The sequence below is a fragment of the Inquilinus limosus genome (genome assembly GCF_002195995.1).
GTDB classification, from domain to species: Bacteria; Pseudomonadota; Alphaproteobacteria; order DSM-16000; family Inquilinaceae; genus Inquilinus; species Inquilinus limosus_C.
On record NZ_NHON01000009.1, the window covers coordinates 83,787 to 98,581 of the forward strand.

Here is a 14,795-nt window from a genome sequence, read left to right on the forward strand (position 1 = left end):
CGGCCGTTCCCGGCCTCAGCCCTTGATCCGCGCCACCACCGCATCGAGCGGCAGCTCGATCTTCTCGCCGGTGGCCCGGCGCTTGATCTCGGCCACGCCGTTGGCGGCGCCGCGCGGCCCGATCACCACCTGCCAGGGTAGGCCGATCAGGTCCATCTCGGCGAACTTCGCCCCCGCCCGCTCGTCGCGGTCGTCATAGAGCGGGTCGAGGCCGGCGTTGTGGAAGCGCTGGTACAGGTCCTGGGCCACGGCGTCGCAGGTGGCGTCGCCCGGCTTCAGGTTGATGAGGCCGACATCGAAGGGCGCCACGGCATCCGGCCAGATGATGCCGGCATCGTCGTGGCTGGCCTCGATGATGGCGCCGGCCAGGCGCGACACGCCGATGCCGTAGCTGCCCATCTCGACCGGCCGCGGCGTGCCGTCCGGCCCGGCCACGGTCGCGCCCATCGGCGCCGAGTACTTGCTGCCGAAATAGAAGATGTGGCCGACCTCGATGCCGCGCCGGGTCTGCAGCTCGGCCGCCGGGACCGGGCAGCTGGCGGCGTCGTGCATCTCGTCCGCCGCGGCGTAGAGGCCGGTGACGCGGTCGACGAAGGCGGCCAGATCGTCATCGGGGCCGAGCTGGCGGGCCTCGGTGTCCAGCTCCAGCAGCCGGGGATCGACATAGACCTGGCTCTCGCCGGTCTCGGCCAGGATCTGGAACTCGTGGCTCAGGTCGCCGCCGATCGGGCCGGTGTCGGCCTTCACCGGCACCGCCTTCAGGCCCAACCGGGCGAAGGTGCTGAGATAGCAGACGAAGAACTTGTTGTACGACCGCCGCGCGGAGTCGTAGTCGATGTCGAAGCTGTACGCGTCCTTCATCAGGAACTCGCGGCCGCGCATCACGCCGAAGCGGGGGCGCACCTCGTCCCGGAACTTCCACTGGATGTGGTACAGCAGCTGCGGCAGCTGCTTGTAGCTCTTCACCGACGACCGGAAGATGTCGGTGACCATCTCCTCATTGGTCGGGCCGTACAGCATGTCGCGGTCGCTGCGGTCGCGGATGCGCAGCATCTCCTTGCCGTAATCGTCGTAGCGGCCGCTCTCGCGCCACAGATCGGCCGGCTGGATCGTCGGCATCAGGATCTCCTGGCAGCCGAAGCGGTCCTGCTCCTCGCGCACCACCTGCTCGATCTTCTTCAGCACCCGGAAGCCCAGCGGCAGCCACGAATAGATGCCGGCCGCCTGCTGCCGGATCATGCCGGCGCGCAGCATCAGCCGGTGCGACACGATCTGCGCCTCGCTGGGATTCTCCTTCAGGGTGGGCAGGAAGAACTGGGACAGGCGCATCGAGCGGGCTTCCGTCTGGAACCGTTGAGAAACACAGGCGCGCGACTTTAGGGAAGGACCGGCGGCCTGTCCATGCGGGGTTCCGCGGGCCGGCGAATCCGCCGATAATTGCCGCAATTCCTTCACATGCGGCGACCGGGGGGTCAGCATCATGCTCGAGCGTCTGTTCGGACTGTCCGAACACGGCACCAATGTGCGCACCGAAATTCTCGCGGGTGCGACCACCTTCCTGACGATGGCCTACATCATCTTCGTCAACCCGCAGATCCTGGCCACCACCGGGATGGACCACGGCGCCGTGTTCGTGGCCACCTGCCTGGCCTCGGCAGTGGCATCGGCCTTCATGGGCTTCTACGCCAACTACCCGATCGCGATGGCGCCGGGCATGGGCCTGAATGCCTATTTCGCCTACACCGTGGTCGGGCAGATGGGCTATTCCTGGCAGGTGGCGCTGGGGGCCGTGTTCCTGTCCGGCGTGCTGTTCCTGGTGATCAGCATCCTGCCGATCCGGGAAGCGATCGTGAACAGCATCCCGCGGTCGCTGAAGATGGCGATCTCGGCCGGCATCGGCCTGTTCCTCGGCATCATCGCGCTGCAGAACGCCGGCGTCATCGCCGCCAACCCGGCGACCATGGTCGGCATCGGCAACCTGCACGCCGTGCCGACGATCCTGGCGGCGATCGGCTTCATCGTCATGGCGGCGCTGGTGGCGCTGCGGGTCACGGGCGCCATCATCATCGCCATCCTCGGCGTCACCGTGGCCGGCATCCTGCTCGGCGTGGCCAAGTTCAACGGCATCGTCGACCTGCCGCCGTCGCTGGCCCCGACCTTCCTGCAGCTCGACCTGTCGGGCGCGGTGCATGTCGGGCTGATCAGCATCGTCTTCGCCTTCCTGTTCGTCGACCTGTTCGACAATGCCGGCACGCTGATCGGCGTGGCCCACCGCGCCGGGCTGCTCGATGCGCAAGGCCGGCTGCCGCGGCTGCGCAAGGCCCTCCTGGCCGACAGCACCATGGCCTGCCTGGGCTCGGCGCTCGGCACCTCGACCGTCACCAGCTATATCGAGAGCGCGGCCGGGGTGAATGCCGGCGGCCGCACCGGGCTGACCGCGGTGGTCGTCGCCATCCTGTTCCTGCTGTGCCTGTTCCTGGCGCCGCTGGCCACCAGCATCCCGGCCTTCGCCACCGCCCCTGCCCTGCTGTTCGTCGCCTGCCTGATGGTGCGCGGCCTGGCCGAGATCGACTGGGAGGACGCGACCGAGTTCGTGCCCGCCGTGGTCTGCGCCCTGGCGATGCCGCTGACCTACTCAATCGCCCACGGAATAGCCTTCGGCTTCATCACCTATGTGGGCATTAAAGCACTCGCGGGACGTGTGCGGGATATCCATCCGGCGGTGGCGATTCTGGCGATTTTGTTTGTGTGCAAATTTGCCCTGATCTGACCGCATGGGGGGCATGCGATTCTGCGTGACAGCTGCGTTTAACCTCGCTAAGGTCCGCCTCGCCTGAACAAAAGCAATGACAAGGGCAGGCTCGAGTTTAGGGAGGAAACTGTCGGGAGTGACAGCAGGACTTAAGTCCGCTGGACACAATTAATAAGACAGGTTTTCGACCGGCAGGTGCTTTGGCCCTGCCGTTTTTTTGTGCGCCGATACAGGCGTTGCAGCGGCCCTCCACTGGCCCGGCTGCGGCAGGCTTCGCTCCCCCGGCAGAATCGCTCGAAGCCGTCGCGCTAAGGCCCCGCATCCGGCACCATGGCATCGATATCGGCCTCCAAAAGGCCGACGGAGGCCGCCGCGGCGCGGATGTCGCCCCAGGTCGCATCGTCGATCGGGATGCCTTCGGCGGCGCGGCGCCGGCGGGTCGCGGCTTCGACCTCGCCCGGCAGCAGCACCGGGGCCGCCGGATCGGCCGGCGGCGATTCCTTCACCCAGCCTGAGAAGCGCAGGATCTCGGCCGCATAGGCGGCACGGTCCGGCAGCCGGTTCACGTCGATGGCGATGCTGGTCATGGTGTTCTCCAGCACCGTGACGCCGGGGGCGGTGCAGCCGCCGCCCGACAGCGCGCCGGACAGGATGTCGGTCAGGATGTTGAGGCCGGCGCCCCGGTGCCCGCCGAAGGGCAGGATGGCGCCGCCGGCGTAGAAATCGGCCGGATCGGTGGTCGGCTGCCCGGCCTTGTCGACGATGATGCCGGGCGCGACCGGCTCGCCCTTGTTCTTCGCCACCAGCAGCTTGCCCTCGGCGGTCATGGCGGTGGTGATGTCCAGCAGGATCGGGTCACGGCCCTCCACCGGCACGCAGATCGCCAGCGGGCTCGGCGACAGGCGCCGGTCGCTGCCGCCGAACGGCGTCACCATCAGGCCGAGGCCGGTGGTGTTGAGGAAATGCAGCGACACCAGGCCGTGCCCCGCCAGCCGCTCGGCCCAGTCGCCCAGCCGGCCGAGATGGCCGGACCGGCGGATGGTGACCAGCGCGATGCCGGTCGCCTTGGCGCGCTCGGCCAGCAGGTCCATCGCCTGCTCGCCGATGGTCTGGCCGAAGCCGAACTGCCCGTCGATCACCAGCAGGCTGCCGCCGTCGAACACCAGCTCGGCGCTGCGGCCGGGGAAGACCGTGCCGGCGCGCAGGAAGTCTATGTAGCGCCGGGTGCGCACCACGCCGTGCGAGTCATGGCCGCACAGGTTGCTGTCGACCAGATGGCGGGCGATGCGCCCCGCCTCCTCCGCCCCGCAGCCGCCGGCGGCGAAGATCCGCTCCACGATGCCCGTCAGGGGCCCGGTCCCGATCAGCCGCATGATGTCCTCCCCATTGTCTTGGTTTTGCCAGGCAGTATAGCGTTTGCCGGGGTCGATGGACCCGTCGCCAAATGGGGTGCGCCATGATCGATGATCCGCCGCTGCTGACCATCCGCCGCCGCTTTCCCCGGCCCGACCCGGCCCTGGTCGAGGCCTTGCGCGGCATCCAGACCGGCTTCGCCGTCGACGCCATGGACGGCTCGGGCGCGCTGCATCACCGGATCAAGCCGGTCGACCCCGCCGGCTTCGTCGGGGTCGCGGTCACCTGCGACTGCGGCCCGGCCGACAACCTGGCGGTGTTCGCGGCGCTCGACATCGCCGGGCCGGGCGACGTCCTGGTCTGCGCCACCGGCGGCCATGAGGGCACGGCGGTGATCGGCGACCTGGTGGCCGGCATGGCCCGCAACAAGGGCGCCGTGGCGGTGGTGACCGACGGGCTGGTGCGCGACCTGGCCGGGCTGCGCCAGGTCGGGCTGCCGGTGTTCGCCGCCGGCATCACCCCGAATTCGCCGACGCGGCAGGGCCCGGGCACGGCCGGGCTGCCGGTGGTGGCCGGCGGGGTGCGGGTCGATGCCGGGGACGTCCTGGTCGGCGACCTCGACGGCGTGGTGGTGATCCCGCGCGAGCGCCTGGCGGCGGTGGTCGAACGCCTGGCGACGATCCGGGAGAGGGAGGCGGCGATGGACGCGGCGGTGCGCGGCGGCCTGACCATGTCGAACGCCGCCCGTCGCCTCCTCGACTCCGACCGGGTCCGCTGGGTCGATTGAGGGATGGGCGGCTAGAGCAGGATGACTTGAGGTCGGATCAGATCACTGCGTTGCAGCGCATTCTAACGTCGAGCGTCTCTCCTATTGCCTCTCCCGCGTGGCGGGAGAGGTCGGACGCCCGCAGGACGGCCGGGTGAGGGCTGGTCCCGGCCTCGACAAACTCCCCTCACCCGGAGCCGCTTCGCGTCTCCGACCTCTCCCGCAAGCGGGAGAGGCTACGTGTTAGTGTCTTGATACGATCCGATCTGACCTGAGCCCATCCCGCTCTAAGCCCCGCGCCGCCAGGGCGGGTCGAGCGTCAGGATCGTGTCGTAGACCGGGCAGCCGGGGTGATGCGTGCCCTGCAGATAGCCCAGGCTCATCAGGAACTCGTTGACGATCTCGCCGCCGGTGAAGCGGAAGGTCTTCTTGAACAGCTTCACCCATTCCGCCTTGGTCAGCGGGTGATGGGCGTCGAGCCAGGCGGCGAAGCTGCCATGGCTGTCGCGGATCGCCTGCAGCCTCTTGGCATTCTCGATCGCGGCATCGACCTTCAGCCGGTTACGGATGACGCCGGGATCGGCCAGCAGCCGGGCGCGGTCGGCGTCGCCGAAGGCCGCCACCTTGTCAATGTCGAAGCCGGCATAGGCCTGGCGGAAGGTCTCGCGCTTCTTCAGCATGAGGTCCCAGGACAGGCCGGCCTGGTTGATCTCGAGGATCAGCCGCTCGAACAGCACTGCATCGTCGCGGGCCGGGAAGCCGTATTCGGTGTCGTGATAGGCCTTGTGCAGCGGGTCGCGCCCGGCGATGGCGCAATAGCCCTTCAGCGGCGCCGGATCCGTCACTGCTGCGCTTTCGTCCATGATTCCGCCCAGTCCCGGAAGGAGAACACGTTCTCGGTGATGAGGACGTCGATCACCACCCATAGCACGACGGTGATGGCGGTGGTGATCAGCACCTTGCGCCAGATCCGCGGATTGGCCGGCGCCCCGACCTGATGGCCCGGCTGCGCGTCGTCGACCTCGGGCCGCACCCCCCAGGGCAGGACTGCGAAGATCACGGTCCACCAGATGATGACGAAGACGACGATGCCGCTGACCAGGCCCATCTGGTTCCCTCCCGGAGTGTTCCCGCCTGCTTACCCGCCTGGCGCGCGGCGAGATATGGGTCTTTTCGTCCTGGCAGATCTGCCGCGGGCATCCGGCAAGTTCCGGCGATAGCATTAAATCGCATCAAATGCCCTGGTGAAGCCGAGACGGCCATCCTATCGTTCAGGCTTATTTTTCATGAGGCCTTTGTCATGGATATTCTCGGAACGGACAATCCCGATACTCTCACCGGCACCAGCGGCGACGACCAGATCGAGGCGCTGGCGAGCAGCGACGTCGTCAGCGGTGGCGACGGCAACGATTCGCTCGACGGCGGGTCCGGCAACGACCAGCTGCTGGGCGGCGCGGGGTCGGACGACCTCTATGGCGGCACCGGGCGCGACCTGCTCAACGGCGGCGCCGGCGCCGATCTGCTGTATGGCGGCGATGGCATCGACACCGTCGACTACAGCACCAACAGCACGGCCATCGCTGTCGACGGCGGCCGGGTGACCGGCGGCGGGGACGCGGCGGGCGACCGCCTGGACAGCATCGAAAGCGTCATCGGCACCGCCTTCGCCGACGCGATGCACTTCACCGGCGCCTGGTCCCTCGACGGCCGCGGGGGCGACGACATCCTGAGCGGAGCGGACACGCTGCTCGGCGGCGACGGCAACGATACGTTGAGCGAGGGGCACGAACTGCATGGCGGCGCCGGTGACGACACCGTCACCGGGTCAGTCGGAGCCCTGCTGTTCGGTGACGACGGCAACGACCTGTTCCGTGGCCCCGCCGCGACCATCGACGGCGGCGCCGGAACCGACACGTATCAGATCTCGCTGTCCTCGGTGGGCGTCAACCTGGCCAAGGGCTATGTCAGCTCGGCGGACGGCGTCACCCTGATCAGCAATGTCGAGAACGTCACCATCGACGAAGGATCCGATGTCCGGATCACGGGCACCGACGGCGACAACGTCCTCATCCTCACCCGGGGCGGCGGCGACAATACCCTGCTGGGCGGGGCCGGCGACGACACTCTCATCGGCGGCGGCGAGGTCACCCGCTTCGTCGGGGGGGCCGGCGCCGACCATTTCGAGGTCGTCGGCCTCGCGGAATACGCCTATTTCTACTACAGCGACAGCACCGCCGGGGTGAACGTCAACCTCTCGACGGGCCTGGCGACCGGCGGCGAGGCGCAGGGCGACAGCTTCGAGCTCCGGGACGATACCGTGACCGGCCTGATCGGTTCGCAATTCGACGACACGTTGCGGGACAGCGACGTACGCGACCTCCGCTATCCCCACCAATTCGACGGCATCGTCTATGGCGGCGCCGGCAACGACCGGATCATCGGCGGCCTCGGCCGGGACTGGCTGAGCGGCGGTACCGGGGCCGACACCTTCGCCTATGAGAAGATCGCGGACACTGCGGACCGCCTGGGCGGCGAGGATCGGATCATCGACTTCTCCTCGGCGCAGGGCGACAAGATCGACCTCAGCGCCATCGATGCGGACGACAATTCCACCAATGGGCGGACGCCCTTCACCTTCGTCGGCCAGATCGGCTCGGATCCCGATGTGCTCCACGTCGGCGAGATCGGCTACACCCATCAGGGCACGAACCTCATCGTGTATATCGGAACATCGCAGATCGTCGGCCCGCAAGGCTACGCGGCAGCGATCTATCTGCAGGACGTGTCGAGCCTGACGGCCGGGGATTTCGTTCTCTGATCGACCGAGTGCGCGGGGCGGGCGCGGTTCGCCGCGCCGCTCCCTAGCCCGTATTTCTCACACTCCCTATGCCCAGCGTCGTCTTGTGGCGAGTCGGATGCGGGGGCGGGACGCGAAAAGCGTATAGGGACATACGGTTGAGCGTCCTGCGCCCGCAGGCGGCCGCCACAAGACGACCCTTCGGGCCGGTTGAAAATGCCGGCAGGGTGCGTCGAACGGCTTGCCCGATGCTTAAGCATCGCGCTGCGCCGCTCTCCTGCCCCGTCGGCATTTTGAACCGGCGCTGGGCACAGGGAGTATGAGAAATGCGGGCTAGACCTGCTCGATCTCGGTCAGCGTCCCGGCCAGGTCGGCCGGGTGCAGGAACAGCACCGGCTTGCCATGGGCGCCGATCTTCGGCTCGCCGTCGCCCAGCACGCGCAGGCCGGCGGCCACCAGCCTGTCGCGGGCCGCGCGGATGTCCTCGACCTCGTAGCACAGATGGTGGATGCCGCCCTTCGGGTTGCGCTCCAGGAACTTCGCGATCGGCGAGGCCTCGCCCAGCGGGTGCAAGAGCTCGATCTTGGTGTTGGGCAGGGTGACGAAGACGGTGGTGACGCCGTGCTCCGGCAGGTCGACCGGCGCCGACACGTCCGCCCCCAGCGTCGCGCCGTAGAGCGCCACGGCGGCCGGCAGGTCCGGCACGGCGATGGCGACGTGATTGAGGCGGCCGATCATGCTGCGCTCCCCCCGGGCTGGTTCCTGCCCTGCTCCATAGTGTCATGCCCGGGCCTGACCCGGGCATCCAGAGACTGTCGATGCCGCTCCGGGTGGCCCCTGGATTGCCGGGTCAAGCCCGGCAATGACAGGAAAAGGGGCGTAAGAGGCGGCCCTTCGCGCCCTACAGCCGCACCAGATGCACTTCGGTGACCGGCTTCTTGCCGTGCCAGTTGCGGATCGTGCGCCGCACCGTCACCCGTGCCGCCTCAGTGATCGCGGTGTCGTCGTTGCGCTGGGCCCGCGGCAGGGAGCCGATCGCCTGGCGCACTTCCTCCGCCACCTCGGCCTCGCTGTCGGCCTGGTCCTCGGCGTCCTCGATGCCCAGCAGCGCCACCTTCGGGTCGGCGGCCAGGCGGCCGTCGCGGTCCAGCACCAGGGTCACCACCGCGGCGCCGTTGTGGATGATACGCTGGCGGTCGCGGATCGCCTCGCCACCGATCGGCACCAGATGATGCCCGTCCAGCGCCAGCTTGCCGTGCTCGACATTGTCGACGATCTCCAGCGGCCCCGGCGCCAGGCGGATCAGGGCGCCGTTGCGCGGGATCAGCGTCTGCTTCACCTGCCCGGCCTCGGCCAGCGCCGCATGGGCACGCATGTGCCGCTCCTCGCCATGCACCGGCACCACCGCCTGCGGCTTCAGCCACTGGTAGAGCGTGGTCAGCTCGTCCCGCGCCGGATGGCCGGAGCAATGGACATTGGCGTCGTCCGGCGTGATCAGGGTGATGCCCTGCCCGACCAGCGCGTTCTGCACTCGGCCGATCGCCTTCTCGTTGCCCGGGATCTCACGGGCCGAGAACACCACCGTGTCGCCCGCTTCCAGCGTGATGTGCGGGTGGCTGTCGCCGGCGATGCGCGACAGGGCCGACCGCGCCTCGCCCTGGCTGCCGGTGCAGATCAGCACGATCTTGTCGCGCGGGATGTAGCCAACCTGGTCCTCGCGCACAAAGGGCTCCGGCAGGTCGGTCATGTAGCCGGTGGCCTGCGCCGCCTCCATGATCTTCCATAGCGACCGGCCGACCAAGGCGCATTGCCGCCCGGCCTGCTGCGCCGCCAGCGCCACGCTGTGGATGCGCGCGACGTTGGAGGAGAAGCAGGTGACGACGACGCGGTTCGTCTGCGCCGCGATCACCTCGGCCAGCCCCTTGCGCACATCCTCCTCTGAGCCGGAGCGGCCGGGGTTGAGGGCGTTAGTGCTGTCGCCCATCACCGCGACCACGCCCTCCTCGCCGAGCCGGCGCAGCTTGGCCTCGTCGGTCGCCGCGCCGATCTGCGGCGCCGGGTCCAGCTTCCAGTCGCCGGTGTGGATGATGTTGCCGTGCCGGGTGCGGATCACCAGGGCGTTCGGCTCCGGCACCGAATGGGTCATGGTGATGAAGCCGACGCCGAACGGGCCGATCTCGACATCGCCGCCCAGCGGCACCTCGATGATCGGCACGCGGTCGGCGAAATCGGTCTCGCGCAGCTTGATCCGCAGCACCGCGGCGGTGAAGGGCGTGGCATAGATCGGGCAGCGCAAATCGGGCCACAGATGGGTGATGGCGCCGATATGGTCCTCATGGGCATGGGTGACGACGAGGCCCAGCAGCTTGTCGCGCCGCTGCTCGATGAACACCGGGTCGGGCACGATCAGGTCGACGCCCGGCACCGATTCGTCGGCGAAGGTCACCCCGCAATCGACCATCAGCCAGCGGCCCGCGTGACCGTAGAGATACAGGTTCATCCCGATCTCGCCGGCGCCGCCGAGCGGCAGGAAGTAGAGGGCGTCGTCGGGGCCGTTGGCCGCGGGAGAGGCATTCATGTGGTGGCGTTTCGCTCGTAGATGAGGCGCAGTCCGCGCAGGGTCAGTTCGCTGTCGATGTGGTCGATCATATGGGTCGCCTGGGCGAAAACGCTACCGAGGCCTCCAGTCGTCACCACCGTCACCGGCGGCGTGCCGGTCGGCGACAGCTCGGCCTTGATGCGGGTGATCAGGCCTTCGATCATGCTGAGATAGCCCCAGAACATGCCGGATTGCATGGCGCTGATGGTGCCGTAGCCGATCACCTGCTCCGGCCGCACGATCTCGACCTTCGGCAGCTGGGCCGCCACCTTGTGCAACGCGTCGAGCGCCAGCTGGGGTCCCGGGGCGATGATGCCGCCGAGGAAATCGCCATCGGCGTTGATCACGTCGAAGGTGGTGCCGGTGCCGATATCGACCACGATCAGCGGCTTGGGATAGCTGGCGCCGGCGGAGACGGCGTTGACCAGGCGGTCGGCGCCGGCCTCGCGCGGGTTGCGCAGCAGGTTCTTGATGCCGAGCTCGACCGACGGGTCGCCGACGCGCATCGGGTCGGTGCCGAAATGGTCGCGGCACAGCTTGGCCAGGTTGAAGGTGGCGGCCGGCACCACGCTGGACAGGATCGAGCGGGTGACGTCGACCGGGCGCAAGCCCCGCATCGCCATCAGCGAGACCAGCCACACGGCGTATTCGTCCGAAGTGCGGCGGCTGTCGGTGGCGATGCGCCACTGGCCCTTCTGCTGGGCGCCGTCGAACACCGCGAAGACGATGTTGGTGTTGCCCGCATCGATGGCGAGAAGCATCTCAGCCCCTCCCGAAGAAGACGTCGCCTGCGGTAATGCTGTGCCGGCCGGTGTCGGTGCGCAAGATCAGAGCGCCGGTCGGGTCGATATGCTCGAACACGCCCACCAGCGTCTCGGTCTCCAGCCGCACCGTGATGCGGGCGCCGAGGCCGACGGCGCGCCCCAGCCAGGCGGCGCGGGTGGCGTCGAAGCCCTCGGCCCGCCACTCCGCCAGGCGCCGGTCCAGCGCCGCGGCCAGCCGTTCCAGCACGGTCTCGACCGTCGCATCCTTGGCGCCGGCGGCATGCAGGCTGGTGGCGTTGTAATCGGCGAGCTGCGGGTAATGGGCGACGTTCACCCCGATGCCGGCGACGATCCAGTCGACGGATCGGTCCGGGGTGACCGCGGCCTCGAGTAGGATGCCGCACAGCTTGTCGCCGGCGATCTGCACGTCGTTCGGCCATTTCAGCTTCGGCTCGAGCCCGAAGCTTGCCACCGCATCGGCCACGGCGACAGCGACCACGAAGGTCAGCTCGCCCGCCCGGCTGAACGGCACCTGCGGCCGCAGGATGGCGGTACAGTAGAGGTTGCCTTCCGGCGCGGACCAGGCGCGGCCGCGGCGGCCGCGGGCCGCGTCCTGCCGCCGGGCCGAGACGATGGTGCCGTGCGGGGCGCCCGCCGCGGCGAGCGCCCGCGCCTCGTCATTGGTGCTGCCGACGCGGTCCCTTGCGTCGAGCCGCCAGCCTGTCGGCAGCGTGATCGAGAGTGAGCTGTCGGGCAATCAGCCCCCGAACAGGCTGGCCGCGGCCGCCTGGGCTGCCCCGGTCAGCGGCGCCGGCAGCAGCCAGAACACGACGATGAACAGGGTCGAGACGGTGAGGATGGCCGGGATCGCGGCGCCTTCCGGCTTGTCGAAGGCGACCTTCGGCTCGTCGAAATACATCACCCGGATGATCTTCAGGTAGTAGACTGCCGACACCACGCTGGCCAGCACGCCGATCACCGCCAGCACGTAGAACTGCTGCTCGATCACCGCCTTGAACACGTAGAGCTTGGCGAAGAAGCCGGCCAGCGGCGGGATGCCGGCCATCGAGAACATCATGATGACGAGCGCGAAGGCCAGGCCCGGGCTGGTCTTGCCGAGGCCGGCGAGGTCCTGGATGCCCTCGACCTGCTTGCCGTTGATGCGCATCGACAGGATCACGGCGAAGGCGCCCAGGCTCATCGGCACATAGATCGCCATGTAGACGATCACGCCGGTGATGCCCTGCTGGGTGCCGGCGGCGAGGCCTAGCAGGGCGAAGCCGACATGGCCGATCGAGGAATAGGCCATCAGCCGCTTGATGTTCGTCTGCGCGATCGCGGCATAGGCGCCGAGGATCATCGACAGGGCCGAGGCGACGACGATGATCTGCTGCCACTGGCTGGTCAGGTGGCCGAACGGCTCGACCAGCACGCGGACGAACAGCGCCATGGCCGCCACCTTCGGCGCCACCGCGAAGAAGGCGGTGACCGGGGTCGGCGCGCCCTCATAGACGTCCGGCGTCCACATGTGGAACGGCACGGCCGAGACCTTGAAGGCCAGGGCGGCGCAGATGAACACCAGCCCGATGATCACGCCCATCTGGCTGCCGCCCAGCACGCCGCCGGCCGCGGCCTGGCCGGACAGGGCCTGGGCCAGCGCGTCGAAGCTGGTGGTGCCGAGGAAGCCGTAGACCAGCGAGGTGCCGTACAGCAGCAGGCCCGAGGACAGGGCGCCGAGCACGAAGTATTTCAGCCCGGCCTCGCTCGACCGCTCCGAATCCCGGTTGAAGGCGGCGACGACGTAGAGCGACAGGCTCTGCAGTTCGAGGCCGAGATACAGCGAGATCAGGTTGTTGGCGCTGATCATCAGCATCATGCCGACCGTGGCCAGCACGAACAGCACCGGGAACTCGAAGCGCGACATGCCCTCATGCTCGATGTAGTCGAGCGAGAGGATCAGGGCCAGCGCCGAGCCGATCAGCACCAGGATCTTCATGAACACGGCGAAGCCATCGGCCACGAACATGCCGTTGAAGGTCACGGCCCGGCCGCCCTGCCCCATCACCAGCAGCGCCCCGGCGATGATGAAGGACATCACCGCCAGCGAGGCGACGATCCGGGTCGACTTCTCGCCCAGGAAGACACCGATCAGCAGCAGCGCCATGCCGGCGCAGGCCAGGAAGATCTCCGGCAGGGCCGGCATCAGATCGGGAAGAGACACCATGGATCGGATCCCCGGATCAGCGGACGGCCACCGCGACCGCGTCGGCGCGGCCGAGATCGGCGTGGTATTGGGTGACGAGGTGGTCGACCGAGACCGACATCACGTTCAGGAAGCTGGACGGGTAGATGCCCATCCACAGCACGACGATCGCCAGCGGCACGAAGAGGCAGATCTCGCGCGGGCTGAGATCGGTCATCTTCCGCACGTCGTCGCGGGTGATCTCGCCGAAGATGACCTTGCGGTACAGCAGCAGCATGTAGGTGGCGCCCAGGATCAGGCCGGTCGCGACCAGGGTCGCGACCCAGGTATTCACCTGGAACAGGCCCAGCATGATCATGAACTCGCCGACGAAGCCCGAGGTGGCCGGCAGGCCGACCGAGCCGAGCAGCATGATCATGAAGAACACGGCGTATTTCGGCATGTTGGTGGCCAGGCCGCCATAGCGCGCGATCTCGCGGGTGTGCAGCCGGTCATAGACCACGCCGACGCAGAGGAAGAGCGCCGACGAGACCACGCCGTGGCTGAGCATCTGGAAGATCGACCCCTCGACGCCCTGCTGGGTCAGCGAGAACATGCCGGCGGTGACGAAGCCCATATGCGCGATCGAGGAATAGGCGATCATCTTCTTCATGTCCTCCTGCGCCAGGGCGACGAGGGAGGTGTAGATGACCGCGACGATCGACAGGCCGTAGACCAGCGGCGTCAGCAGCGCCGTCGCCTCCGGCAGCATCGGGATCGAGAAGCGCAGGAAGCCGTAGCCCCCCATCTTCAGCAGCACGCCGGCCAGGATCACCGAGCCCGCGGTGGGCGCCTCGACATGGGCGTCCGGCAGCCAGGTGTGGACCGGCCACATCGGCACCTTCACGGCGAAGGAGGCGAACATGGCCAGCCACAGCCAGACCTGCATGTGGTAGTTGAAATCCGTCGCCAGCAGCGTCGGGATGTCGGTGGTGCCGGCCTGGACGTACATGGCCAGGAGCGCCACCAGCATCAGCACCGAGCCGAGCAGCGTGAACAGGAACAGCTTGAAGGCGGCATAGATGCGCCGCTCGCCCGAACCCCAGATGCCGATGATCACGAACATCGGGATCAGCACGCCCTCGAAGAAGACATAGAACAGCACGTAGTCGAGCGCGCAGAACATGCCGATCATCATGGTCTCGAGGATCAGGAACGAGACCATGTACTCCTTCACCCGGCTGTGGATGCTCTCCCAGCTGGCGAGGATGCAGATCGGCATCAAGAAGGCCGAGAGGACGACGAACAGCACGGAAATGCCGTCCACGCCCATGTGGTACGAGATGTTGAGGTCCGGGAACCAGGCCACCTTCTCTTCCATCTGGAAGCCGACCACCGAGGGGTCGAAGCCGAGCCAGACGGCGATCGTGAGGGCGAAGGTGACGAGCGTGGTCCACAGCGCCACCCAGCGCGAGGTGGCGGCCACGGCGGCCTCGCTGCCCCGGGCCAGCAGCAGGATCAGGGCTGCGCCGACCAGCGGCAGGAAGGTGGCGAGCGAGAGGATCGGCCAATTACCCATGGG

13 protein-coding genes are annotated in these 14,795 nt (G+C 68.1%); 3 read left to right on the forward strand and 10 right to left on the reverse strand.

Features of this window, described 5'->3' with window-relative positions:
* Positions 1 to 15: 15 nt before the first annotated feature.
* The gene (gene proS, locus BWR60_RS07065; protein ID WP_088150307.1) at positions 16 to 1,329 is read right to left on the reverse strand and encodes a proline--tRNA ligase; all 1,314 of its coding nucleotides are present in this window, start codon (positions 1,327 to 1,329) and stop codon (positions 16 to 18) included.
* Between the two features lie 151 nt (positions 1,330 to 1,480).
* On the opposite strand from proS, the gene BWR60_RS07070 reads away from it, so the two are divergent.
* The gene (locus BWR60_RS07070; RefSeq protein ID WP_088150308.1) at positions 1,481 to 2,770 is read left to right on the forward strand and encodes an NCS2 family permease; all 1,290 of its coding nucleotides are present in this window, start codon (positions 1,481 to 1,483) and stop codon (positions 2,768 to 2,770) included.
* Between the two features lie 290 nt (positions 2,771 to 3,060).
* Here BWR60_RS07070 and BWR60_RS07075 read toward each other — a convergent pair whose 3' ends face one another.
* A complete protein-coding gene (locus BWR60_RS07075) occupies positions 3,061 to 4,125 on the reverse strand; it encodes an Ldh family oxidoreductase (RefSeq protein WP_088150309.1) in 1,065 nt (354 codons plus the stop codon).
* 83 nt (positions 4,126 to 4,208) lie between these two features.
* Here BWR60_RS07075 and BWR60_RS07080 point away from each other — a divergent pair, with 83 nt between their 5' ends.
* Positions 4,209 to 4,892: an RraA family protein gene (locus tag BWR60_RS07080; RefSeq protein ID WP_179221662.1), complete on the forward strand. Its 684-nt coding sequence runs from the start codon at positions 4,209 to 4,211 to the stop codon at positions 4,890 to 4,892.
* A gap of 266 nt (positions 4,893 to 5,158) precedes the next feature.
* Here BWR60_RS07080 and BWR60_RS07085 read toward each other — a convergent pair whose 3' ends face one another.
* A complete protein-coding gene (locus BWR60_RS07085; RefSeq protein ID WP_218823379.1) occupies positions 5,159 to 5,734 on the reverse strand; it encodes a DNA-3-methyladenine glycosylase I in 576 nt (191 codons plus the stop codon).
* Positions 5,713 to 5,979: a DUF1467 family protein gene (locus BWR60_RS07090; RefSeq protein WP_088150311.1), complete on the reverse strand. Its 267-nt coding sequence runs from the start codon at positions 5,977 to 5,979 to the stop codon at positions 5,713 to 5,715. The genes BWR60_RS07085 and BWR60_RS07090 overlap by 22 nt, the downstream gene beginning before the upstream one ends.
* Before the next feature lie 192 nt (positions 5,980 to 6,171).
* On the opposite strand from BWR60_RS07090, the gene BWR60_RS38055 reads away from it, so the two are divergent.
* Entirely contained in the window at positions 6,172 to 7,689 is a 1,518-nt protein-coding gene (locus tag BWR60_RS38055) for a calcium-binding protein (RefSeq protein ID WP_088150312.1), read from the forward strand.
* A gap of 312 nt (positions 7,690 to 8,001) precedes the next feature.
* On the opposite strand, the gene mce is transcribed toward BWR60_RS38055, so the two are convergent.
* The 6 genes from mce to BWR60_RS07125 form a co-directional block, all read right to left on the reverse strand.
* Positions 8,002 to 8,406: a methylmalonyl-CoA epimerase gene (gene mce, locus BWR60_RS07100; protein WP_088150313.1), complete on the reverse strand. Its 405-nt coding sequence runs from the start codon at positions 8,404 to 8,406 to the stop codon at positions 8,002 to 8,004.
* A 163-nt stretch (positions 8,407 to 8,569) separates the two neighbouring features.
* Positions 8,570 to 10,246 (reverse strand): ribonuclease J, encoded by a 1,677-nt coding sequence (locus BWR60_RS07105; protein ID WP_088150314.1) that lies wholly within the window; start codon positions 10,244 to 10,246, stop codon positions 8,570 to 8,572.
* Positions 10,243 to 11,028 carry a type III pantothenate kinase gene (locus BWR60_RS07110; protein ID WP_088150315.1) on the reverse strand — a complete coding sequence of 262 codons (786 nt, stop codon included), beginning with the start codon at positions 11,026 to 11,028 and terminating at the stop codon, positions 10,243 to 10,245. Before BWR60_RS07110 ends, BWR60_RS07105 begins: the two co-directional genes overlap by 4 nt.
* 1 nt (position 11,029) lies before the next feature.
* A complete protein-coding gene (locus BWR60_RS07115) occupies positions 11,030 to 11,788 on the reverse strand; it encodes a biotin--[acetyl-CoA-carboxylase] ligase (RefSeq protein ID WP_230982977.1) in 759 nt (252 codons plus the stop codon).
* Positions 11,789 to 13,255 (reverse strand): NADH-quinone oxidoreductase subunit NuoN, encoded by a 1,467-nt coding sequence (gene nuoN, locus BWR60_RS07120; RefSeq protein ID WP_088150316.1) that lies wholly within the window; start codon positions 13,253 to 13,255, stop codon positions 11,789 to 11,791.
* A 16-nt stretch (positions 13,256 to 13,271) separates the two neighbouring features.
* The gene (locus tag BWR60_RS07125; RefSeq protein ID WP_088150317.1) at positions 13,272 to 14,792 is read right to left on the reverse strand and encodes an NADH-quinone oxidoreductase subunit M; all 1,521 of its coding nucleotides are present in this window, start codon (positions 14,790 to 14,792) and stop codon (positions 13,272 to 13,274) included.
* Positions 14,793 to 14,795: the final 3 nt, after the last annotated feature.

Coding starts and splice junctions, on each gene's coding strand:
- nuoN (WP_088150316.1), bottom strand. CDS start 13,255: ATGGTGTCTCTTCCCGATCTGATGCCGGCCCTGCCGGAGATCTTCCTG.
- BWR60_RS07080 (WP_179221662.1), top strand. CDS start 4,209: ATGATCGATGATCCGCCGCTGCTGACCATCCGCCGCCGCTTTCCCCGG.
- mce (WP_088150313.1), bottom strand. CDS start 8,406: ATGATCGGCCGCCTCAATCACGTCGCCATCGCCGTGCCGGACCTGCCG.
- BWR60_RS07105 (WP_088150314.1), bottom strand. CDS start 10,246: ATGAATGCCTCTCCCGCGGCCAACGGCCCCGACGACGCCCTCTACTTC.
- BWR60_RS38055 (WP_088150312.1), top strand. CDS start 6,172: ATGGATATTCTCGGAACGGACAATCCCGATACTCTCACCGGCACCAGC.
- BWR60_RS07090 (WP_088150311.1), bottom strand. CDS start 5,979: ATGGGCCTGGTCAGCGGCATCGTCGTCTTCGTCATCATCTGGTGGACC.
- proS (WP_088150307.1), bottom strand. CDS start 1,329: ATGCGCCTGTCCCAGTTCTTCCTGCCCACCCTGAAGGAGAATCCCAGC.
- BWR60_RS07085 (WP_218823379.1), bottom strand. CDS start 5,734: ATGGACGAAAGCGCAGCAGTGACGGATCCGGCGCCGCTGAAGGGCTAT.
- BWR60_RS07125 (WP_088150317.1), bottom strand. CDS start 14,792: ATGGGTAATTGGCCGATCCTCTCGCTCGCCACCTTCCTGCCGCTGGTC.
- BWR60_RS07070 (WP_088150308.1), top strand. CDS start 1,481: ATGCTCGAGCGTCTGTTCGGACTGTCCGAACACGGCACCAATGTGCGC.
- BWR60_RS07075 (WP_088150309.1), bottom strand. CDS start 4,125: ATGCGGCTGATCGGGACCGGGCCCCTGACGGGCATCGTGGAGCGGATC.
- BWR60_RS07110 (WP_088150315.1), bottom strand. CDS start 11,028: ATGCTTCTCGCCATCGATGCGGGCAACACCAACATCGTCTTCGCGGTG.